The sequence below is a fragment of the Pantoea sp. X-Soil-TKNS-1207 genome, from assembly GCF_059730485.1.
The window spans coordinates 42,497-62,395 of the sequence record NZ_AP035959.1 but is presented as its reverse complement, the minus strand read 5'-3'; the positions used below and the strand labels follow the sequence as shown (position 1 = coordinate 62,395).

The window sequence follows — 19,899 nt, the reverse complement described above, 5'->3', positions numbered from 1 at the left end:
AAAAACGGATAAAACTGCCGTTGAATGTGAGTTTTACTCAATATGGAAAATTGCGATGTCGCTGCCTCCGCTCTACGCCCTGCGCGCCTTTGCCTGCGCGGCGCAACTCGGTTCCTTTAGTCAGGCAGCCGCGGCGCTGCATGTCACGCCAGGCGCCATCAGCCGCCATATCCGCACGCTGGAGACGCTGTTTGGCTGCGAACTCTTTCTGCGCAAGGGACCGAAAGTAGAGGTTACGGCGGCGGGCAGCGTGCTGGCAACGCAGTTGCAGGAGGGTTTTGACTGCCTCGAACGCGCCTGTGCCGCGTTCAGTCAGCACGACACCACGTTGCGGCTGAAGGCGCCCTCAACGCTGACCATGCGCTGGCTGCTGGATGTATTGCAGGCTTATCGTGAGAAAAACTCAACCTCACAGGTTGCCATCACCAGCGTCTGGATGGATACCGATAGCGTTGATTTCAGCCGTGAACCCTTCGACTGCGCCATTTTGCTGGGTAACGGGCAGTTTGGACCGGCCACGGAAAGTCGCCTGCTGTTTAAGGAGTGGCTGATTCCACTTTGCGCGCCAGCGCTTATGCAACAGGCGCAGCACAACCTGGCAAGCTGCGAGTTGATCCATCCCACTCCCGATCGCCGTGACTGGCGACGCTGGCTACAGGCCAGCGGCCATACGCCTGCCCCCAATATCTGGCAGGGCAAAGTGTTCGACACGCTGGAACAGGGCAATATGGCGGCCATCAGCGGTCACGGCATCTCAGTGGGCGATCTGCTGCTCAGCCAGGATACGCTGCGCGACGGGCTGCTGACGTTGCCATTTTCTCAGGCGCTGGCGACTGGCGACGGTTACTACTTCGTCTGGCCGCGCGCGTCAGTTCGGACTGATCACACCCGCGCGTTATATCGCTGGCTGAAAGATCATGCACCCGCCGCGCTGCCGGAAGGCATTCAACCCGTGGCGATAAACGAATAACCTCGCCGGGAACGCCAGGCTGGCTGGAAGATAAAGCGGATGCTGGTGAAATTATTTTAAGATGATTTAACCAGCCAACAATTAATTGATTCCGCAATCCAACCCAACCGACAAAATTGCAAACTTAGGATTATTCCTGGATTGCCTTAATTAAGATCGCCGCTACAGTTACTCTAGCTTTCTGATGATTGCGGAAGCAGATCCTGTTAATGGCAAAACACATCAATGAGGAATAAAAAATGGCGGAACGTCGTGGTGGGTCTGGAAACTTTGCAGAAGACAAGCAACGCGCGGCAGAAGCGGGTCGCAAGGGTGGTCAGATGAGCGGGGGGAACTTCCGAAACGACCCGGAGCGTGCTATCGAAGCCGGTCGAAAAGGAGGAAAAATCAGCCGCCGCAAATAAAGAACGCACCTGAATACTCCAAATTTATTTCGCCTTTAGGGAAAACTCTCGCCTGGAAATCACCCTGCGTGAAGCCGGGAAGGGATATATTTACCTCAGACACCAGGTTATTCAGACACCATCTTATACAAGAAAGAGATTATATTTGTACAAGGATATTTATTTTGTACAAATTAAATGAGCGGAAGTTTAATTTATTTTCTAAACAACAACGAATGACAGAATCGACTAACATAATAAAAAATCGTAATTTCCGGCATCTTTGATGCCACTGCCACGCCGACCAGGCTTTTGCCGACGGCGAATGGCGTTGAGCAATTTTCGGCGGATTTATACAACGTTTCTGACGTCGGAAAGCCTGCCTGCGGAGCATAAAAACCGCTCTGACACGCCGATCGCACCATCCCGTGATATTCTGCTGTGGCATTTTTCTCTCATGAAAAGGAGCAGCAACCATGGCAGCACGGGAACACCATTATCAGGTAACAGTACGCTGGACCGGCAATCGCGGTGACGGCACCGCCAGCTATACCGCCTATGACCGCAACGGCGAGCTGCTGGCGAATGGCAAACCCACCATGCCGCTCAGCGCCGACCCGGCGTTTCGCGGTGATGCGGCACGCTGGAACCCTGAGGAATTGCTGCTGGCGGCGGCCTCAGCCTGCCATAAGTTGTGGTATCTGCATCTGTGCGCCGATGCCGGGATTATCATTGAAGGGTATGAAGATACCGCTGAGGGCACCATGGTGGAGGGAGCGCGCGGCCACTTTACCCACATCACCCTACAGCCGCATATTACCTTGCGCAACCCGGCAGATGCTGACCGGGCGCGGGAACTGCATCATCAGGCTCATCAAGCCTGTTACATCGCCAATTCCCTGAATTTTCCGGTGAACTGCGAGCCGCGCTTCGACTAGATTTACGCCGCGCCGGCCAGCGCGGGTTGCCACAGATGCACCCCGTTGCGTCCGGCGCGTTTTACGGTATACAAGGCTTCATCCGCATGACGCAGCCAGTGGCGCAACGACTCCGCACTGACCGCCGGAGCGATACCGATGCTTACCGAACAGCGGTAGTCAACCGCGGCGGGTAAACGCAGTTGAGCGATTTTCTCTTTCAGACGTTCCGCCAGCGCCACCACCGATTCATCGGTGGCATGGTGCACAATCACCCCCAGCTCATCCCCGCCAAAGCGCGCCGGAATATCCTGCAAGCCGACATAGTTACGCAGCAGCGCCGAAATTTCCGCCAGCAAAAAATCGCCCGCTTCGTGGCCCCAGGTATCATTCACCGCCTTAAAATTATCGACGTCTATCAGCAGCAAATAGCCCGAACTGTCGCCCCGGCGCGTACTGAGAAACTCACTCTCCAGCCGCCGTTCGAACAGGCGGCGGTTGGGAATTTCTAATCCGGGATCCATCAGCGCAATACGTTCCAGCTCGCGGTTACGCTGGCGTAGCTGCCAGGTCAGGTTATATGAGGCGACGCTGAGCGCCAGCATATACACCGTCGCCAGCGGCAAGGTCAGCCAGGCGGTTTGCGCGCTAAAGCTCAGATGCAGGCCGGTACCATCCACCAACCACACCGCCATAAAGGCGCAGACAAACGCCTGCATCGCGGCAATCAACTGCGCGCCTCCGCCTGCGGCATAGCGGTCCGAGGCCAGCACCGCGATGATGATAAATGAAGGCATCGGGTTGAATCCCATCAGCGCCACCCAGATACCGCCAAAAGCTGCATCGAGCGTCAGATTGCGCCGTTCAGAAGTGGTGGAGTCTTCCGCGCGCAACGCCAGACGATAGGCCATCCACGGCCATATAAACGCGTTGGCAAACAGCAGACCGCAGATGCCCAGGCTGCGATTCATCTCCATCATTACGGAAAGAATCGGGAAGAAACATAAGACCGTGCCGAGCTGGCGCATGAAGAACATGCGACGAACGAAGCGCATGGAACGCCGCTTCAGGTGATTATCATCAGGTGAGTAGTAATTCATTCACGGGGAAATTTCAGATCGACAAGAAATGCAGTTTATCGGGAAAAGCGTTAAGCGGAGCGTTTTTTTTAAGATTTTTTCCCTTGTTTAGTTAAGAGAGAACAAATTTTTTACACATTGCAGACAAAACAGACATCGCAGGCCGCGTCTGCACGGCCTGCGATGTTTTTTTTCGTTAGCGCGCAATACCTTGCAGACGGAACTGCGCCACCAGACGTTCCAGCATTACCGCCTGCTCTTCCAGTGAATTCGCCGAGACCGACGAGGCGCTCACCAGCGACGCGTTCTGCTGAGTGGTGGTATCCAGCTCGCCGACGGCACGGGCAATCTGCTCGATGCCACGGCTCTGCTCATCGGAAGCGGCAGAAATCTCTTCCATGATTTCATTCACCCGCGCGATGCTGCCCAGGATCTGCTCCATGGTTTCACCGGCGCGCGCCACCTGCTGATGGCCGTTGCTGATACGGCTAACCGATTCACTGATCAACTGCTCGATATCTTTCGCCGCCTGGGAACTGCGCTGCGACAGATTACGCACCTCGCTCGCCACCACCGCAAAACCACGGCCCTGCTCACCGGCACGCGCGGCTTCCACGGCGGCGTTCAGCGCCAGGATATTGGTCTGGAAGGCGATGCTGTTGATCACCGCCGTGATGTCGGCAATTTTCTTCGAGCTTTCGGAGATTTCACCCATGGTGCTGACCACATCGCGCACCGCGACGCCGCCCTGATTGGCGTTACGCGTTGCCTCGGCAGCGATCTGACTCGCCTGGCGCGCGTTCTCGGCGTTGTTTTTCACTGTGGCGGTCAGCTGCTCCATACTGGCAGCGGTTTCCACCACCGCAGCCGCCTGCTGCTCGGTACGTGACGACAGATCAAGGTTGCCCTGATTAATCGCGCTGGCGGCCTGCGACACGCTATTCACGCTGCTCAGCACATCGCCAATCATGCTGCGCAGCCGTTCATTCATTTTGCCCATCGCCGCCGTCAGCTTGCCGAGTTCATCACGTCGATCGGTCGCAAACTGCGAGCTGAGATCGCCGCTGGCAATGCGTTCCGCCAGTTCCAGGTTATGAAACACCGGCTGGGTGATCTGGCGGATGATGTACCAGGCCACCAGCACGCCAAACAGAATCGCCAGCCCGCCAATCAACAGCGCAAGGTTGGTAGAACCGTTGGCCAGGTCTTCGTTAGCCGCTTTGACGATATCGATGATTTTTTTAATCGCCGCGCTGCTTTGATCACCTGCGACTTTCACGCCATTTTCGGCGCTGCGCAGCTGACCATAGGCCTGTACCGCTTGCAGGCTGAGATCTTTAAAGCGTTCGGTATCCTGCCACAAGGCGTTAAAGCCGCCCTGTTGTTCCGGCGGCAGCTGCGCCAGCAACGCCTTCATCCCCTGCTCCGCCTGGCCGAAATGTTTTTCCAGCGCGTTACGCAACGGCTCGCTGACGTTAAAACGCAGCGCCAGCGCTTCTTCGCGCACGTTGCTGATGGCAAACAGCTGGTCGTAAATCTGGTTGGTGAGTTCCGGGTTGGTGACCGGGGTGCGGATCAGTTGGGTGTAGCGTGAGGTGGTGTCCTGCTGGCTGATCGTGTCGAGCTGAGTGCGCAGACCGTTGAGCTGCTGCGTGGCCCGCGTCATATCACCGATCCGCTGCTGAAACTCAGCCAGATGGGCGGCAACTTGCGGAATCAGCGGCTTAGCATCGTCTGACCAGTGGATCTTTTTGGCATCTTCTGTCAGTTGTTGCGCGTGGGTGACAAACTTTGCCATCACCGCGCCAGACTGATCATCGCCATAAAGGTATTTGAGGCGGTTAATTTTTGCCTGAAACACCTCGATGTTGATGTCATAAATCAGGTTCGTTTTCTGGTAGATGTTATGAATTGCATTAAAGCGCTGCACGCTTAGCCCGGTAGCCAGCGCCACCAGCAGTAACACAATGCCGAATCCTGCCGACAATTTTCGCGTGATGCGCACATTCCGCAATCGTGATACCAATCCCATGTTTCCCACCCCTGCGTTTATTGTTTTGGTTGAGTTTGCTGAAGGGGTTATCGGTGCGGTTAAGGAATTGTTTATTGCCAGACGCACAAAAAGCCTGTCGGGAACGCAAAAGGCGCTCCCGACAGGGAGACTAGTCGTGCCAGCGCTTAAAGATCAGGCTGGCGTTTACGCCGCCAAAGCCAAACCCATTGGAGAGCGCGAACTCCATCGGCATCGGGCGCGCGGTCAGCGCCACCAGATCGAGATCGGCAGCTGCTTCGTCCGGCTGATGCAGGTTGAGCGTGGGGGGCGCCAGCTGGTCACGCAGCGCCAGAATGCTGAAGATCGCCTCGACCCCGCCCGCCGCGCCCAGCAGATGGCCGGTGGCCGACTTGGTAGAGGTGATCGCCACCGGGCTGTCAGCAAATAACGCGCGAATCGCCGCCAGCTCGCCTTTGTCGCCTACCTGGGTCGAGGTGGCGTGGGCGTTAATATGCTGAATATCCGTCGCCTCGATGCCCGCCTGACGAATCGCCGCCTCCATCGCCCGGCGCGCCCCGCTGCCATCTTCCGGTCCTGCGGTGAGATGATAGGCATCCGCGCTGGTGCCATAGCCGACAACTTCCGCCAGCGGCGTGGCGCCTCGCGCCAGCGCATGTTCCAGCGATTCAATCACCAGCATCCCGGCCCCTTCCCCCATCACAAAACCATCCCGTTGCTGATCAAAGGGACGTGAGGCGCTGGTGGGTTGATCGTTGAAGCCGCTGGACAACGCTTTGGCCGCCGCGAATCCACCAAGGCTGACGCGGTGAATCGCCGCTTCACTGCCGCCGCATAAGGCAATATCCGCCTCGCCGCTGCGAATCAGGCGGGCCGCATCGCCAATCGCCTGAGCACCGGCAGCACAGGCCGTGACCGGTGCGCCAATCGGGCCGCGAAAACCGTGGGCGATGGAGACATGCCCGGCCGCCAGATTGGCGAGAAATGAGGGTACGGTGAATGGTGACAGGCGACGCGGGCCGCGAGCCTGAGTGGTTTCCACCGCCGCCGCGATTTCGTTAAATCCGCCGATGCCGGTGGCGATGACCGTTGCCGTGCGCTCGCGTAATGCCTCCAGCTGGGGAAACCAGTTAGCCTGGGTTAAGGCTTCATGGGCGGCGACCAGCGCGAACTCAATAAAGCGATCCATTTTCTTACGTTCTTTCGCCGGGATAACCGCCAGCGGATCGAATCCATGCTGCGGGTCCTGCTCCACCGAGGGCACCTGCCCCGCGACTTTACAGGGAATATCTTCCGCGGTGGCGTCCGGCAAGGGGCTGATGCCGGATTGCCCTTTCACCAGGGCGCGCCAGACGTGTTCCACGCCACAACCTAATGGGCTGACAATGCCCATGCCGGTGACGACAATGCGCTTTAATGAGATATCCATATGATCTCCAGATAAAAAATGGCTAGGTTTTTGGCACTTTCATAAACGGCACCAGCAGCGCGGCGATAAAAAATCCGATCATGATGAGCCAGAAAGCGTCCGCAAAAGCCTGGGTTCTGGCTTCGCGAAGGGTGAGTGCCGCAAGGTTCTTCAGCGCGGCGGTCTGTGCAGCATCGGGGCTAAAGCCCTGGCGAGTCAGTGCTGCGGTTGAGGATTGCATAAAATCGCCCAGCGTCAGGCTGGCGCTGTTGAGATGATCCGCCAGGCGACTGTAATGCAGGTTGGTACGATTGTTCAGGATGGTGCCGCACAGGGCGATGCCGATCGCGCCGCCAAGATTGCGCATCAGGTTAAACAGGCCGGAGGCCTGTTTCAGACGCGACGGCGGCAGACTGCCCAGCGTGAGCGTTACCGTTGGCGCCACGGCGAATTGTTGCGCCATGCCGCGAAACGCCTGCGGCAGCAGCAGCTGATCCGCGCCCCAGTCATGGGTTATCGGCACAAAACTGTACATCGACACGCCAAAGGCGATCAGGCCGAACGCCAGCAGCCAGCGCAAATCGACCCGATTCGCCAGAAAGGAGTAAAACGGGATAGAGAGAACCTGAAACAGGCCGGTGGAGAAGATCGCCAGCCCAATCTCCAGCGCGCTGAAGCCGCGTACCGTGCCGAGAAACAGGGGCGTCAGATAGATCGTGGCGAAGATGCCCACGCCAGCCATAAAGGAAAAATAACAGCCGAGGGTAAAAGTGCGATCTTTTAAGGCGCGCAGATCCATTACCGGTTGCCGATGGCGCAGCGTGCGGATGATAAACATCGCCCCGCAAATCAGCGCCAGCCAGCCGGTGAGGGTCAATGTCTGATCGTCAAACCAGCCCCAGCGCGGCCCCTCTTCCAGCGTATATTCGAGGCATCCCAGCGACACCGCCAGCAGCAGGATGCTGAGGTAATCCGCGCCGCGCAGCAGCGAGGTATCCGGCTCATCGATTTTCACCAGCATTGGCACCACCAGCGTGATGTAGAGGCCGGGCAGCACGTTGATGAAAAACAGCCAGTGCCAGTTGTATTGTTCGGTAATCCAGCCGCCCACCGTCGGACCGAGAGTGGGCGCCAGCGATGCAAGGCCGCCGATGGTTGCGGCCGCGATGACTCGCTGCTTTCCCTGAAAGAAGGCGAACGCGGTGGTGAAGACCAGCGGGATCATCGAGCCACCCGCCAGTCCCTGCAAGGCGCGAAAGGCGATCATGCTCTGGATATTCCACGCCCAGCCGCACAGCACGCTCATCAGGGTAAACCCCGCTGCCGAGGCCGCGAATAGCCAGCGGGTTGACATCACCCGCGCCAGCCAGCCGGAGAGTGGAATGATGATGATTTCGGCAATCAGGTAGCTGGTCTGCACCCACACGGTTTCATCGTCGCCCGCCGACAGACCACCGCCGATATCGCGCAGCGAGGCCGAGACAATCTGGATATCCAGCAGCGCGATAAACATGCCGATGCACATGGTGGCAAACGCGATGACCTTCTTGCTGACCGGCATTTCCAGCGTCGGTAGCGCAACCTGGCTACTCATGGAGTGGATTTCTCATCAACCGTCACGGTGACCGACAGACCCGGTCGCAGCAGTCCCAGCTTCGCCGCATCGCCTTCCAGCGCGATACGCACCGGCACGCGCTGGACTATTTTGGTGAAATTGCCGGTGGCGTTTTCCGCAGGCAGGATGCTGAAGCGAGAGCCCGTCGCCGGAGAGAGACTGACTATATGCCCGGTGAAGGTACGGCCAGGAAACACATCGGCAACGATCTTCGCGGATTGTCCCGCCTGCAAATGCGCCAGCTGGTTTTCCTTAAAGTTGGCATCCACCCACAGTCCCTGCGACGGCACCAGCGACAACAGTTGCGTGCCGCTGGTGACGTAAGCGCCAGACCAGGCGCGGCGGTTGCCGATGACACCATCAAATGGCGCACGGATCTCAGTATAGCCAAGATTGAGTCGCGCCATTTCCAGCTCCGCCTGGGCCTGCGTCAGCGCCGCTTGCGTCTGTTGTTCGCGCGCGTCGAGTACCCGCAGCTGACGTTCAGCCACGCTTTTATCGGCGCGCGCTTTGCTTTCCTGCGCCACCGCCTGGTGGTAATCCGCCTGGGCGTATTCGCGCGTCTGCACCGAGACCGCCGCAGTCTGCGCCAGCGCGCCGTAGCGACGGCTGTCTCCAGCGGTTTTTTCCGTCATGGCCTGCGCGGCATTGACGGCCGCCACCGAACCGGCAATGGTCGCCAGCTGCAACTGCCGCGTGGCATCGATATCGGCCAGCGCCGCCTGCTGCGCCTCCACTTCACCGCTGGCTTTCATTAACGCAGCCTGATAATCGCGAGCATCGAGGCGCACCAGCAAATCGCCCTGTTTCACCTGCATATTGTCCTGCACCGCGATTTCCTGCACGTAGCCCGCCACTTTGGCGGAGATCGCGCTGATATCGCCGCCGACATAGGCATCATCCGTTGACTGGATAAAGCGGCCGGATTGCCACCACCACAGGCTATACCCGGCCGCCAGCAGCAGTACGATTACCACCGCGCCCAGCATCAGCAGGCGTTTGTTAGCAATGGCTTTCATGGCGCATCGCCTTTTGCCGTTTGCGGCATAAATTTCAGCGCGGCTTCACCGGCACGTTTTTTCTTCAGGTACTCATGACGGTAGATGAGACCGGCTCCCGCCGCAGGTCCTGGCACCATCGCGTATTTTTCCACGCTGATTGGCTCACCGGTTTCGCTGTCGACCATAATTGCGCGTACCGGGCGCTGCGTTTCGGTTTCCACCAGCTGCATCTGCCGTCCTTCCGGCGAGAAATGGCGGCTGCCCCACTCGGCCAGCGCCATCAATACCGGCCTGAAGTCACGCCCCAGTTCGGTGAGATGATATTCGTAACGCGGCGGCGTGCGGTGGTAGCACACCTTTTCCAGCAGGCCATCTTCCACCAGTTCTTTCAGGCGACGGGAGAGGATGTTGGGCGCGATATCCGAGCTTTTCTGGAACTCATCAAAACGGGTAAACCCGGCGAAGGCATCGCGCAGGATCAGGATGCTCCAGCTATCGCCGATGCGCCCAAGGCTGCGCGCAATCGGACAAGGGGCTTTGCATAGCGGTTCGTTTTTCATGTTGCTGGCTCGGATTAGCGTTCGATGCGCACAGATTTCCACAGTAACTTGCAAAATGCAAGTTACTCCTTTTACCACCGCTCGGCGTGCTAAGGGGGCGCAATTAACTGCTACTGACCCGATCTGTCGCCGGGCCTGGCGCCGTGACGGAATCAACTAATAGTATGTTGTAACTAGGTTGCGCAAAATTATCCCAGCAGAACCCCTTACCTTTGCTGGCGGCAGTGCTATGTTCAGAGAGAGAGAAGCCGTTGAGAGAGGGGCATTATCATGAAGTTGAGGTGTGTGACAGGCGCCGCGTTGTGCCTGGTATTAACCGCGGCGGCGGCCACAGCAGATGCCGCCAGCATGTCCAAAACGCTGAAAAGGGGTGAACAATTTGAGGTGGCGCTGCCAGCCAATCCCAGCACCGGTTATTCCTGGATGCTGCGCACGCTGCCTGCGCCTTTGATGTTGGTTTCCATCGACGTGCGTCGCTCTGGCAAGTGCAAGCCAGGACAAACCGGATGCGGTGGCGAACAGATCTTCCGTTTTAAAGGCGTGCGTCCCGGTTCCGGCAAGATTGAACTCCTTTATGGACGCCCGTGGGACACGGCCACCGTGAAAAATCGCGTGATGAATGTCGTGGTCAGGTGAGGCGGATTGCAGCTTAACCATGCGGACCCGGCCCGATGGATTCCCGCATCATCAGGCTGGCATTGAAACTTTTGCGATGACCAATTTCGCCACCGTCGAGCATCGACACCAGCTGTTCGATGGTCTCCTGCACCATTTCCGTCACCGGGAGTTTCATGCTGGAGAGCGACGGAATGGTGTAAGGCGCGAGGGGAATATCATCAAAGCCCACCACCGAGACCTGCTGCGGAACGGCCACGTTGGCGGTGGCTAGCTGCTTCATCGCGCCGATCGCCATTTCGTCATTGCTGGCGATAACGGCAGTGAAATGACGCCCGGTCGCCAGCAGTGCGGCAACCGCCGCCATGCCGCTTTGCGCATGCCATTTACCCTCGATAATCAGGGCATCCTGTAGCGGAATCTGATGCTCCGCCAGCGCCGCTTTATAACCCGAAAGTCGTTCCAGCCCGGTGGGGGAATCGAGCGATCCGGTGATAAAAGCGATGTCGCGATGCCCCAACGCAATCAGCTGATGCACCGCCTGGGCGCTGGTGGCTTTCTGATCGGCATAGATACAGTAGCTATGATGCTGCCGCAGGCGACGGTTAATCACCAGAATCGGTTGTTTATGTTGGGAGATGATGTCATCCATCTCGTCGATGGAGAGAAAACGGGGATAGATGATGATGCCATCACAACGCAAATCCAGCAGAAACTGAATGGCCGCCCGCTCCTCGGCCGCGCTGTGCTTGCCGTCGGCGAGGATCAGCTGACGTCCCTGCTGCTCCATCAGGCGCGCCGAGTGCGACATCAGTTCGCTAAAGTAATTGCCGCTGTACAGCGTATTGGTGATCACCAGACCAATGGTTTGCGTGGATTTGACCGCAAGATTACGCGCCAGCAGATTGGGCCGGAAGTCGGTCTCAGCGATAGCCTGTAGCACCTGTTCACGCTTTTCCTGGCTGACGTAGCCGTTCCCCGACAACACGCGTGACACCGTCGCTTTAGAAACGCCCGCCTTTTTTGCCACTTCGAGAATGGTCGCCATGGTTATCTCATCTCACTCAGTCCGGGTTGCAGTGTAACTAAGGTACTCATTGATTGGGAAATTTTTAACAGCTTAGCCCTGATTTCGCTCTCCGTTCATATTGATACGTGTCACATTTTTTAAAACCCAATTTTAAATCTCTTGTTAGGCGCAAAAGATCGCTTCATGATTTTGTGAAACCGGTTTCTCATGGTGAGAAATTAACCCAGCGCGCTGCCTCCCTGCGCTGATGGCAGGTTGCTTCTGTCCCTACAACAACAGATGCGCGCCGGTCAAAACGATACCTATTTGATAAGAGACGACTATTCCATGCCGAAGAATTATGCCGAAGTCTCCCGCGCCATCGTCGATGCGCTAGGCGGACCCGATAACATCGAAGCCGTCACCCATTGCATGACCCGCCTCCGATTTGTGGTGAAAGAGAGCGAACGCATCAACACCGCGACCTTAAAGGCCATTCCTGGCGTGATGGGGGTGGTGCATAACGATGCGCAGTGTCAGGTGATCATTGGCAACAATGTCAGCCAGGCCTACCAGGAAGTTCTGAAACTCGGGATGCCCGGCGTGGCCCCGGCAGCTGACGCGGTAAAACGCAGGATCACCCTGAAGCGCATCGGCGCGGGCATTCTTGATGCGCTGGTCGGCACCATGTCACCGCTGATCCCCGCCATTATCGGTGGCTCGATGGTGAAACTGCTCGCCATGATCCTCAATATGACCGGCGTGTTTCAGGCAGGCTCCTCAACGCTTGTCATCCTCAATGTGATTGGCGACGGCGCGTTCTTCTTCCTGCCGATCATGGTGGCGGCTTCGGCAGCACTGAAATTTAAAACCAATATGTCGCTGGCCATCGCCATTGCCGGGGTGCTGGTCCACCCCAACTTTATCGATCTGATGGCGAAAGCCGCCCAGGGCCAGGCGGTTGAATTTGCCTATATTCCCGTCACCGCCGTCAAATACACCTACACGGTTATCCCGGCGCTGGTGATGACGTGGATTCTGTCGCATATCGAACATATCGTCGATCGCATCACCCCGGCGGTGACGAAAAACTTCCTCAAACCGATGCTGATTGTGTTGATTGCCGCGCCGATAGCCATTGTGCTGATTGGCCCGCTGGGCATCTGGATTGGTAGCGGGATTTCCGCGCTGGTTTACACCATCCACGGCTACCTGGGATGGCTGTCGGTGGCGATTATGGGCGCGCTCTGGCCGCTGCTGGTGATGACCGGTATGCACCGGGTGTTCACACCCACCATCATTCAGACCATCGCTGAAACCGGCAAGGAAGGCATGGTGATGCCCTCGGAGATTGGCGCTAACCTTTCGCTCGGCGGCTCCTCGCTGGCGGTGGCCTTCAAAACCCGCAATCCTGAATTACGTCAGACGGCGCTGGCCGCTGCCGCATCCGCCATCGTTGCCGGTATTTCGGAACCGGCGCTGTACGGGGTTGCGGTACGTCTGAAGCGTCCGCTGATCGCCAGCCTGATCAGCGGATTTATCTGCGGTGCCGTAGCGGGGATTGGCGGCCTCGCCAGCCATTCGATGGCCTCTCCTGGCCTGTTCACCAGCGTGCAATTTTTTGATCCCGCCAATCCAATGAGCATTGTCTGGGTCGGCGGCGTAATGATTTTGTCGGTAGTGCTGTCATTTGTATTGACCCTGATGCTGGGTTTTGAAGATATCCCGGTAACGAACCCTGGCGAAAAAACATCACCACCAGCGACGGATGGCGTGAAACTGTCAACGCCGGTTAATTGAAAAAAATTGAGGTTATTCATGTCTGAACTGACATTTCCTGCGGGATTTTTATGGGGTGGCGCGTTAGCGGCTAATCAGTCGGAAGGGGGTTATCTGGCAGGCGGCAAGGGATTGACCACCGTGGATATGATCCCGCACGGTCAGCACCGTATGCCGGTGAAACTGGGCCTGGAAAAACGTTTCTCGCTGCGCGAGGATGAATTCTATCCGAGCCACGATGCCATCGATTTCTATCATCGCTACAAAGAAGATATCGCGTTGATGGCGGAGATGGGGTTCACCGTCTTTCGCACCTCTATCGCCTGGAGCCGTCTCTACCCGAATGGCGATGAGTTGCAGCCCAATCCCGAGGGCATCGCGTTTTATCGCGCTGTCTTTGAAGAGTGTCAAAAATACGGCATCGCGCCGCTGGTCACGCTGTGCCACTTCGATGTCCCTATGCATCTGGTCACCGAATATGGTTCGTGGCGCAACCGTAAAATGATCGAGTTTTTTGCCCGCTACGCCCGCACCTGCTTTACCGCATTCGATGGTCTGGTGAAATACTGGCTGACGTTTAACGAGATCAACATCCTGCTGCATAGCCCATTTTCCGGTGCCGGTCTGGTGTTTGAAGCGGGCGAAAATCCTGAACAGGTGAAATATCAGGCGGCACATCATGAGCTGGTCGCCAGTGCGCTGGTTACGCGCATCGCCCATGAGGTGAACCCGCAAAACCAGGTGGGCTGTATGCTGGCGGGCGGCAATTTCTACCCCTGGTCGAGCAAGCCGGAGGATGTGTGGGCTGCGCTGGAGAAAGATCGTGAAAACCTGTTCTTTATCGATGTTCAGGCACGAGGCGCATATCCCTCTTACTCGGCGCGCGTATTTCGCGAGAAAGGCGTGAAGATTCAGATGGAAGACGGGGATGCGGAGATCCTGAAAAACACCGTGGATTTCGTCTCCTTCAGTTACTACGCCTCGCGCTGTGCGTCGGCGCAGATGAACGAGCAAAACAGCAGCGCGGCAAACGTGGTGAAATCGCTCACCAACCCGCATATCACTCGCAGCGAATGGGGCTGGGGCATCGATCCTCTCGGGCTACGCATCACCATGAATATGATGTACGACCGCTACCAGAAGCCGCTGTTTCTGGTGGAAAACGGCCTGGGCGCGCGCGATGAGGTCACCGCAGAGGGCGAAATCAATGATGATTACCGCATCAGCTACCTCAAAGAACATATCTTTGCCATGGCTCAGGCCATCGATGACGGCATCCCGGTTATCGGCTACACCACCTGGGGATGTATCGATTTGGTCGCGGCATCAACCGGCGAAATGAGTAAACGCTATGGCTTTGTCTATGTCGATCGGGATGATCAGGGGCAAGGTACGTTGAACCGAACGCGTAAGAAATCGTTCTGGTGGTATAAAAAAGTGATTGCCAGCAATGGCCGGGATTTGGATTAGCCTGACTTTTTGGCGATTTCAGCCTGAAATCCCTGCCGCTCGCGGCAGGGAGTCTTCAGACTTACCAGCGTGTCGCCTGCATATCGATGACGAAACGGTACTTCACATCGCCCTTCAACATACGCGCAAACGCGGTTTCAATCGCTTCACCGGCGATCAATTCAATATCCGCCGTGATGTTGTGCTCACCGCAGAAATCCAGCATCTCCTGCGTTTCTTTAATGCTGCCAATCGATGAGCCGCTGATGCTCAGACGACGGAAAACCATCGGCGTGACGTTTGGCGACGGGTGCGGCTGATCGGGAATCCCCACCAGCACCAGTTTGCCATTGGTTCTCAGCGTCGCCAGGTACGGGTCCAGGTCGTGCGGGGCCGCGACGCAATCCAGAATCAAATCCAGCGAGGTTTGGCAGGCGGCCATTTGTGCCGCATCACGCGAAACCACCACCTGCTGCGCCCCTAAACGGCGGGCGTCTGCGCCCTTCTCCGGGGAAGTGGTAAACAGCGTCACTTCCGCGCCCATCGCGCTCGCCAGTTTCACCGCCATATGACCGAGGCCGCCTAAACCGACGACACCGACCCGGTCTCCGGCTTTCACCTTGAAATGACGTAGCGGAGACCAGACCGTGACGCCCGCACATAACAGCGGGGCAACCCCTGCCAGCGCCAGCTGCGATGGGACGCCGACCACAAAATCCTGATCGACGATCACGCTTTGCGCATAGCCGCCCCAGGTGCTGTCGCCGGTATATTTGTCGATACCGTTATAGGTGGCGGTGAATCCCACCTCGCAATATTGCTCCTCCTGCTGCTGGCAGAAATGGCAGGTGCGACAGGAATCGACCATCACCCCGACGCCAACCACATCACCCACCTTAAAGCGGCTGACGTCTGCGCCGGTGGCGACAACGCGTCCGACAATTTCGTGGCCCGGCACCAGGGGATAGCGACTCACGCCCCATTCATTGCGCGCCATATGCAGATCGGAATGGCATACGCCGCAGTAAAGAATGTCGATTTTGACATCCTGCGCCTGCACGCTGCGCAGCGCGATCTGGCCGGAAGTAAGGGGTTGCGTGGCGTGGGGTGCGACTAACGCGTTGATTTTCATTGCGCCTCCATAAGCGAACTGGCAATGGCTGAGTAAAGGCGGCAGACTATAGTGAAGACGGTTCGGAATTGATAGTAGTTACCTTTTGGTAACCATACCGGGAGATAAACCTATGCCCGCCTGGGTAGACGGCAAACTGATGTTCTTCGCGGATTCGCCACCGCGTCGCCTGATGGATCTTTTTTCGCAAAAATGGAACAGCATGGTGCTGCATGCGCTGTATCACTGGCCGGGACATCGCGCCCGCACCGGGGAGCTACAACGCAGTTTGCAGGGAATTTCCAAGAAAATGCTGTTTCAGACGCTAAAAGAGCTGGAACAGCGCGGACTGATCGCCCGCCATGTTTACGATGTGATCCCGCCGAAGGTGGATTATCGCCTGACGCCGCTCGGCATGACCTTTGCCGCGCCCATTGAACAGATGTATCAATGGGGACTTGAAAATCAGGCAGCGCTGGATGCGATGGCAGCGCACTATCGCGCCGCTACGGACGCGCCATCAGACGGGCTATGCAGGCCCGATCGCGCTCCAGACGCGGATTAAATACCACCAGGCTCAGGCCCGGTTTGCCCTCGACGGCGAAGGTGCTGTATTCCAGCTCCAGCACCCCCTCGTCCGGCAGCCACAGCTGCTTGATGCCTTCGCCATGATGGCTGACCTCCTGCGATTGCCACAGACGGCGGAAAGTTTCGCTCATGGCGCTCAGCTCCTCCACCAGTGCGCGTACATGCTCACTGGCTCCGGTGCGCGCCACGTCGGCACGGAAATTCGCCACCATGCCACGGGCGACGCTCTCCCACTCGGGTAAGCGCTTTTTCATCTGCTCCTCACGGAACATCATCAGCAGGATATTGCGCTGCGCGGGCGGCAGCTCGGCGTAATCAACAAATACCCTGGTGGCCGCACGGTTCCACGCCACCACCTGCCATTCGGCGGTTTTCACCAGCGCAGGCGTGGTTGGCATACTGTCGAGTACCCGTTGCAGTGAGGGCGATACGCTCACCCCCGCCTGCCAGGTGACGCCCGGCAGACGATTTTGCGCCAGCAGGAACAGGTGATCGCGCTCCGCTGCGCTCAGTTCCAGCGCTTTCGCCAGGCGTTCCAAAACCACTTCTGACGGCGCACCGCCCCTGCCCTGCTCCAGCCAGGTATACCAGGTTGTGCTGACACAGGCGCGCACCGCCACTTCTTCCCGGCGTAAGCCCGGCGTGCGACGGCGTTGCATCGGATAGCCGAGCTTTGCCGCATCCAGCCGCTGGCGGCGTTCACGCAGATAATTGCCCAGCAGATTGTCGTCTTGCATCGTCATGGTTTTATCCTGTTAGTGGCCATACCCGTATAAGCTCACGACTTTTCGCCGCGCGACAGGCTTTTATCATAGTGCTTATCAACAGCCAGTGAGGAGCACGATTATGCGAATTTTTGTGACCGGCGCGAGCGGCTTTATCGGCTCGGCCATTGTAAAAAAACTCCATGCCCGCGGTCATCAGGTGCTGGGACTGGCGCGCAGCGCCGCGTCGGCAGAGAAGCTGCAACAGCAGGGTGTCACGGTGATACGCGGCGATCTGGAGGATATCGCCAGCCTGCGCGCCGCCGTGCAGCAAAGCGACGGCGTGATCCATACCGGTTATATCCATGATTTCAGCCGCATGGATCACGCGGCGGCGGTCGATCAGCAGGCGATCGTGGCAATGGGGGCAGAACTGGCGGGTTCAAACCGGCCGCTGATTGTCACCTCCGGCACCGCGCTGGTGGCGCCGGGGCGGATGGCGACGGAGCAGGATCTACCGGTGGCGGGGGTACATCCGCGTTCCGGTTCTAACGTGGTGGCACTGGCGCTGGCGGAGCAAGGGGTGCGGGTGGCGCTGGTACGCTTGCCGCCGACGGTACATGGCGCTGGCGATCACGGTTTTATCCCGATCCTGATCAATCTGGCGCAGGAGAAAGGCGCGGCGGTGTATGTGGATAGCGGTGACAATCGCTGGCCAGCGGTGCATCGCGATGATGCGGCCGAACTATTTTGCCTCGCGGCGGAACAGGCCGAAGCGGGGGCGATTTTGCATGCGGTGCAGGAAGAAGGCATCCCCTTCCGTGAGATTGCCACCACCATTGGCGCAGGCTTAGCGTTGCCGGTGAAAAGCCTGACGGTGGAGGAAGCACAAAGCTGGCTGGGCTGGATGGCGCGCTTTGCCGCCACCGATAATCTGACGTCCAGCGCCTGGACGCGTAAGACGTTTAACTGGCAACCGCGCGGCGCAGGGTTATTGCAGGATATGCGTGAAACGGATTATTTCCGTTAAAGGGAGCGGTGCGCATAAGCAATGCGCACCCGCCATACCATTAACCAAACGGGAACTCGCGCGCCAGCAGGCGCGCAATCACGTTCAGCGCCCCTTCATCGTTGTTGCTTTCGGTTTTGTAGCGCGCCACGGCGCAAACCGGGGCCGCCGCATTCGCCATCGCAAAGCTGTAGCACGCCTGACGCAGCATTTCGAGGTCATTGGCGCTGTCGCCAATCGCCAGCACTTCGCAATCATCAATGCCCCATTTCTCCTGCAACAGCGCGATACCGTGCGCCTTATGGCAGCCAGGAATGATCAGATCGACAAAACCGAAACCGCTGGAAACCGGGTGCATGATGTTCTCAATCGCGTTCAGCTCGGTATGCAGACGCTCCATCAGCGCATCAACCCCTTCGTGGGCCAGATTGAGCGAGAACTTGAAAATGGTGTCATCGATATCGTAGAGATTGTCGCGTTTTTCCAGACGATGGTAATGATTAGCCAGCATCGCCATCACCTCATCCGGCATTGAGGTGTGGACGTAAGCGCCGTTACGGCCGCAAACCACGGTACTGATCTCCGGTTCTTTCGCCAGAATATCGAGGACCTGATGCACACGCTCCTGCGCCAGCTCGCCGCAGAAAATTTCTTCGTTGCTGTCCGACACCCAGGCGCCGTTTTCCGCCACAAAGGCAATTTCATCTTTTATTTCAGGAAAATAGCGCAGCAGCTGATAATACTGATTGCCGCTGGCAACGACGAAGCGGACACCCTTCTCTTTCAGCAACGCGTACTGACGCAGAAAACGCTGGGCGTTGTACTGCTTGTTGTCATCCAGAAAAGTGCCATCCATATCAACCGCAATCATCTTCACTGCCATTTTGCTCTCCCGTATCTGTGCGCCGTCGAATCCGTCCGGCGTTAAAGGTTTTTATAAAGCTTACTCGCGGTGTGGATTATTGAGAATGTGAATAATGAGTTTGCTGACCGCTTTCAGAGATTTCCAGACCATTATTTACTGTATTTCTGCCCCTTTTTCCCTGATCCAGGCACAGAACATGGTCGCCATATCGTGCGCATAGGCTTCAATTTCCTGGGCGGTGCGCGGCGTTTCCGAAAAATGCTTGCCGACATTGCCCAGCGTGCAGTTGATCAGGTCCGCCGCGCGCTCACGTTCGTCATCAGGTAACTGCGGCAGCAGTTCGCGCAGAAAATCGCTGACGATATGCTCACCAGCGGCACGCGCTTCCTGCACTTCCGGCGCATCACGATACAGCGGCGCGGCATCGCTGAGCGCCGTGCGCATCGCCGCCTCTTCACACTCCGACTGTAAAAACGCCAGGGTTAAATCGTGCAGGCGTTGCGCCGCTGAACGCTCAGGGTTACGTAAAATAGCCGCCAGCATCCCGCCGGTGCGTTGCCACTCTTCACTTTGCAGGCGGAACAGAATTGCCGCTTTGTTGGGAAAATACTGGTACAGCGATCCAATACTCACCCCGGCCCGTTCCGCCACCCGCGCGGTGGTAAAACGCGTTGCGCCTTCCCGCGCCAGAACCTGAGTAGCGGCCTCAAGGATGGTTGAAACCAGCTCGCTGGAGCGAGCCTGCTTTGGTTTTTTCCTTTCTAAAATCAGTTTGTTACGACGTTCCGTCATCGTCCTCTCCTGAACGCGAATAGTGAAATGCGAT

19 protein-coding genes are annotated in these 19,899 nt (G+C 57.5%); 8 read left to right on the top strand and 11 right to left on the bottom strand.

Features of this window, described 5'->3' with window-relative positions; all coding sequences use genetic code 11:
* The first annotated feature begins 55 nt into the window (after window positions 1-55).
* The 3 genes from AC6I8V_RS20435 (at window position 56) to AC6I8V_RS20425 (ending at window position 2,291) form a co-directional block, all read left to right on the top strand.
* A complete protein-coding gene (locus AC6I8V_RS20435; RefSeq protein WP_497846297.1) occupies window positions 56-970 on the top strand; it encodes a LysR substrate-binding domain-containing protein in 915 nt (304 codons plus the stop codon).
* Between the two features lie 239 nt (window positions 971-1,209).
* Complete coding sequence (locus tag AC6I8V_RS20430) at window positions 1,210-1,374, top strand: con-10 family general stress protein (protein ID WP_497846296.1); 165 nt, start codon at window positions 1,210-1,212, stop codon at window positions 1,372-1,374.
* Between the two features lie 455 nt (window positions 1,375-1,829).
* On the top strand, window positions 1,830-2,291 hold the full coding sequence (locus AC6I8V_RS20425; protein ID WP_497846295.1) for an OsmC family protein: 462 nt from the start codon (window positions 1,830-1,832) through the stop codon (window positions 2,289-2,291).
* Window positions 2,292-2,293: 2 nt separating this feature from the next.
* On the opposite strand, the gene AC6I8V_RS20420 is transcribed toward AC6I8V_RS20425, so the two are convergent.
* From AC6I8V_RS20420 to AC6I8V_RS20395, 6 genes are all read right to left on the bottom strand, one after another.
* The gene (locus AC6I8V_RS20420; protein WP_497846294.1) at window positions 2,294-3,370 is read right to left on the bottom strand and encodes a diguanylate cyclase; all 1,077 of its coding nucleotides are present in this window, start codon (window positions 3,368-3,370) and stop codon (window positions 2,294-2,296) included.
* A gap of 175 nt (window positions 3,371-3,545) precedes the next feature.
* Window positions 3,546-5,381, bottom strand: a complete 1,836-nt coding sequence (locus AC6I8V_RS20415; RefSeq protein WP_497846293.1) for a methyl-accepting chemotaxis protein — start codon at window positions 5,379-5,381, stop codon at window positions 3,546-3,548.
* Window positions 5,382-5,511: 130 nt separating this feature from the next.
* Window positions 5,512-6,789, bottom strand: a complete 1,278-nt coding sequence (gene fabF / locus AC6I8V_RS20410; protein ID WP_497846292.1) for a beta-ketoacyl-ACP synthase II — start codon at window positions 6,787-6,789, stop codon at window positions 5,512-5,514.
* Between the two features lie 22 nt (window positions 6,790-6,811).
* The gene (locus AC6I8V_RS20405; protein WP_497846291.1) at window positions 6,812-8,362 is read right to left on the bottom strand and encodes a DHA2 family efflux MFS transporter permease subunit; all 1,551 of its coding nucleotides are present in this window, start codon (window positions 8,360-8,362) and stop codon (window positions 6,812-6,814) included.
* On the bottom strand, window positions 8,359-9,402 hold the full coding sequence (locus AC6I8V_RS20400; RefSeq protein WP_497846290.1) for an HlyD family secretion protein: 1,044 nt from the start codon (window positions 9,400-9,402) through the stop codon (window positions 8,359-8,361). Before AC6I8V_RS20400 ends, AC6I8V_RS20405 begins: the two co-directional genes overlap by 4 nt.
* On the bottom strand, window positions 9,399-9,944 hold the full coding sequence (locus AC6I8V_RS20395) for a winged helix-turn-helix transcriptional regulator (protein WP_497846289.1): 546 nt from the start codon (window positions 9,942-9,944) through the stop codon (window positions 9,399-9,401). The genes AC6I8V_RS20400 and AC6I8V_RS20395 overlap by 4 nt, the downstream gene beginning before the upstream one ends.
* A 270-nt stretch (window positions 9,945-10,214) precedes the next feature.
* Here AC6I8V_RS20395 and AC6I8V_RS20390 point away from each other — a divergent pair, with 270 nt between their 5' ends.
* Window positions 10,215-10,580 carry a protease inhibitor I42 family protein gene (locus AC6I8V_RS20390; protein ID WP_497846287.1) on the top strand — a complete coding sequence of 122 codons (366 nt, stop codon included), beginning with the start codon at window positions 10,215-10,217 and terminating at the stop codon, window positions 10,578-10,580.
* Between the two features lie 13 nt (window positions 10,581-10,593).
* Here the strand turns inward: AC6I8V_RS20390 and AC6I8V_RS20385 are convergent, their stop codons facing one another.
* Window positions 10,594-11,607: a LacI family DNA-binding transcriptional regulator gene (locus AC6I8V_RS20385; RefSeq protein WP_497846286.1), complete on the bottom strand. Its 1,014-nt coding sequence runs from the start codon at window positions 11,605-11,607 to the stop codon at window positions 10,594-10,596.
* A gap of 309 nt (window positions 11,608-11,916) precedes the next feature.
* Here AC6I8V_RS20385 and ascF point away from each other — a divergent pair, with 309 nt between their 5' ends.
* Together ascF and AC6I8V_RS20375 are read left to right on the top strand one after the other, a co-directional pair.
* Window positions 11,917-13,368, top strand: a complete 1,452-nt coding sequence (gene ascF, locus AC6I8V_RS20380; RefSeq protein WP_497846285.1) for a PTS cellobiose/arbutin/salicin transporter subunit IIBC — start codon at window positions 11,917-11,919, stop codon at window positions 13,366-13,368.
* An 18-nt stretch (window positions 13,369-13,386) separates the two neighbouring features.
* The gene (locus tag AC6I8V_RS20375; RefSeq protein ID WP_497846284.1) at window positions 13,387-14,817 is read left to right on the top strand and encodes a 6-phospho-beta-glucosidase; all 1,431 of its coding nucleotides are present in this window, start codon (window positions 13,387-13,389) and stop codon (window positions 14,815-14,817) included.
* Between the two features lie 61 nt (window positions 14,818-14,878).
* Here AC6I8V_RS20375 and AC6I8V_RS20370 read toward each other — a convergent pair whose 3' ends face one another.
* Window positions 14,879-15,928, bottom strand: coding sequence for an NAD(P)-dependent alcohol dehydrogenase (locus AC6I8V_RS20370; protein ID WP_497846283.1), 1,050 nt, complete (start codon window positions 15,926-15,928; stop codon window positions 14,879-14,881).
* Between the two features lie 112 nt (window positions 15,929-16,040).
* Between AC6I8V_RS20370 and AC6I8V_RS20365 the strand changes: the two genes are divergently transcribed.
* Window positions 16,041-16,472 (top strand): winged helix-turn-helix transcriptional regulator, encoded by a 432-nt coding sequence (locus AC6I8V_RS20365; protein ID WP_497846282.1) that lies wholly within the window; start codon window positions 16,041-16,043, stop codon window positions 16,470-16,472.
* Here AC6I8V_RS20365 and AC6I8V_RS20360 read toward each other — a convergent pair.
* Entirely contained in the window at window positions 16,414-17,238 is an 825-nt protein-coding gene (locus tag AC6I8V_RS20360; RefSeq protein WP_497846280.1) for a helix-turn-helix transcriptional regulator, read from the bottom strand. The two genes, AC6I8V_RS20365 and AC6I8V_RS20360, sit on opposite strands and share 59 nt — an antisense overlap.
* Before the next feature lie 103 nt (window positions 17,239-17,341).
* Between AC6I8V_RS20360 and AC6I8V_RS20355 the strand changes: the two genes are divergently transcribed.
* Window positions 17,342-18,229, top strand: coding sequence for an SDR family oxidoreductase (locus AC6I8V_RS20355; protein ID WP_497846279.1), 888 nt, complete (start codon window positions 17,342-17,344; stop codon window positions 18,227-18,229).
* 40 nt (window positions 18,230-18,269) lie between these two features.
* Here the strand turns inward: AC6I8V_RS20355 and AC6I8V_RS20350 are convergent, their stop codons facing one another.
* Both AC6I8V_RS20350 and AC6I8V_RS20345 read right to left on the bottom strand, forming a co-directional pair.
* A complete protein-coding gene (locus AC6I8V_RS20350; RefSeq protein ID WP_497846278.1) occupies window positions 18,270-19,091 on the bottom strand; it encodes a Cof-type HAD-IIB family hydrolase in 822 nt (273 codons plus the stop codon).
* A gap of 135 nt (window positions 19,092-19,226) precedes the next feature.
* On the bottom strand, window positions 19,227-19,865 hold the full coding sequence (locus tag AC6I8V_RS20345; protein ID WP_497846277.1) for a TetR/AcrR family transcriptional regulator: 639 nt from the start codon (window positions 19,863-19,865) through the stop codon (window positions 19,227-19,229).
* Between the last annotated feature and the right edge of the window lie 34 nt (window positions 19,866-19,899).

What these genes read in the sequence shown, in the direction of transcription:
- AC6I8V_RS20360 (WP_497846280.1), bottom strand. Translation starts at nt 17,238, where the DNA reads ATGACGATGCAAGACGACAATCTGCTGGGCAATTATCTGCGTGAACGC.
- AC6I8V_RS20430 (WP_497846296.1), top strand. Translation starts at nt 1,210, where the DNA reads ATGGCGGAACGTCGTGGTGGGTCTGGAAACTTTGCAGAAGACAAGCAA.
- AC6I8V_RS20385 (WP_497846286.1), bottom strand. Translation starts at nt 11,607, where the DNA reads ATGGCGACCATTCTCGAAGTGGCAAAAAAGGCGGGCGTTTCTAAAGCG.
- AC6I8V_RS20405 (WP_497846291.1), bottom strand. Translation starts at nt 8,362, where the DNA reads ATGAGTAGCCAGGTTGCGCTACCGACGCTGGAAATGCCGGTCAGCAAG.
- AC6I8V_RS20370 (WP_497846283.1), bottom strand. Translation starts at nt 15,928, where the DNA reads ATGAAAATCAACGCGTTAGTCGCACCCCACGCCACGCAACCCCTTACT.
- AC6I8V_RS20435 (WP_497846297.1), top strand. Translation starts at nt 56, where the DNA reads ATGTCGCTGCCTCCGCTCTACGCCCTGCGCGCCTTTGCCTGCGCGGCG.
- AC6I8V_RS20350 (WP_497846278.1), bottom strand. Translation starts at nt 19,091, where the DNA reads ATGGCAGTGAAGATGATTGCGGTTGATATGGATGGCACTTTTCTGGAT.
- ascF (WP_497846285.1), top strand. Translation starts at nt 11,917, where the DNA reads ATGCCGAAGAATTATGCCGAAGTCTCCCGCGCCATCGTCGATGCGCTA.
- AC6I8V_RS20420 (WP_497846294.1), bottom strand. Translation starts at nt 3,370, where the DNA reads ATGAATTACTACTCACCTGATGATAATCACCTGAAGCGGCGTTCCATG.
- AC6I8V_RS20390 (WP_497846287.1), top strand. Translation starts at nt 10,215, where the DNA reads ATGAAGTTGAGGTGTGTGACAGGCGCCGCGTTGTGCCTGGTATTAACC.
- AC6I8V_RS20375 (WP_497846284.1), top strand. Translation starts at nt 13,387, where the DNA reads ATGTCTGAACTGACATTTCCTGCGGGATTTTTATGGGGTGGCGCGTTA.
- AC6I8V_RS20415 (WP_497846293.1), bottom strand. Translation starts at nt 5,381, where the DNA reads ATGGGATTGGTATCACGATTGCGGAATGTGCGCATCACGCGAAAATTG.
- AC6I8V_RS20395 (WP_497846289.1), bottom strand. Translation starts at nt 9,944, where the DNA reads ATGAAAAACGAACCGCTATGCAAAGCCCCTTGTCCGATTGCGCGCAGC.
- AC6I8V_RS20345 (WP_497846277.1), bottom strand. Translation starts at nt 19,865, where the DNA reads ATGACGGAACGTCGTAACAAACTGATTTTAGAAAGGAAAAAACCAAAG.
- AC6I8V_RS20400 (WP_497846290.1), bottom strand. Translation starts at nt 9,402, where the DNA reads ATGAAAGCCATTGCTAACAAACGCCTGCTGATGCTGGGCGCGGTGGTA.
- AC6I8V_RS20425 (WP_497846295.1), top strand. Translation starts at nt 1,830, where the DNA reads ATGGCAGCACGGGAACACCATTATCAGGTAACAGTACGCTGGACCGGC.
- fabF (WP_497846292.1), bottom strand. Translation starts at nt 6,789, where the DNA reads ATGGATATCTCATTAAAGCGCATTGTCGTCACCGGCATGGGCATTGTC.
- AC6I8V_RS20365 (WP_497846282.1), top strand. Translation starts at nt 16,041, where the DNA reads ATGCCCGCCTGGGTAGACGGCAAACTGATGTTCTTCGCGGATTCGCCA.
- AC6I8V_RS20355 (WP_497846279.1), top strand. Translation starts at nt 17,342, where the DNA reads ATGCGAATTTTTGTGACCGGCGCGAGCGGCTTTATCGGCTCGGCCATT.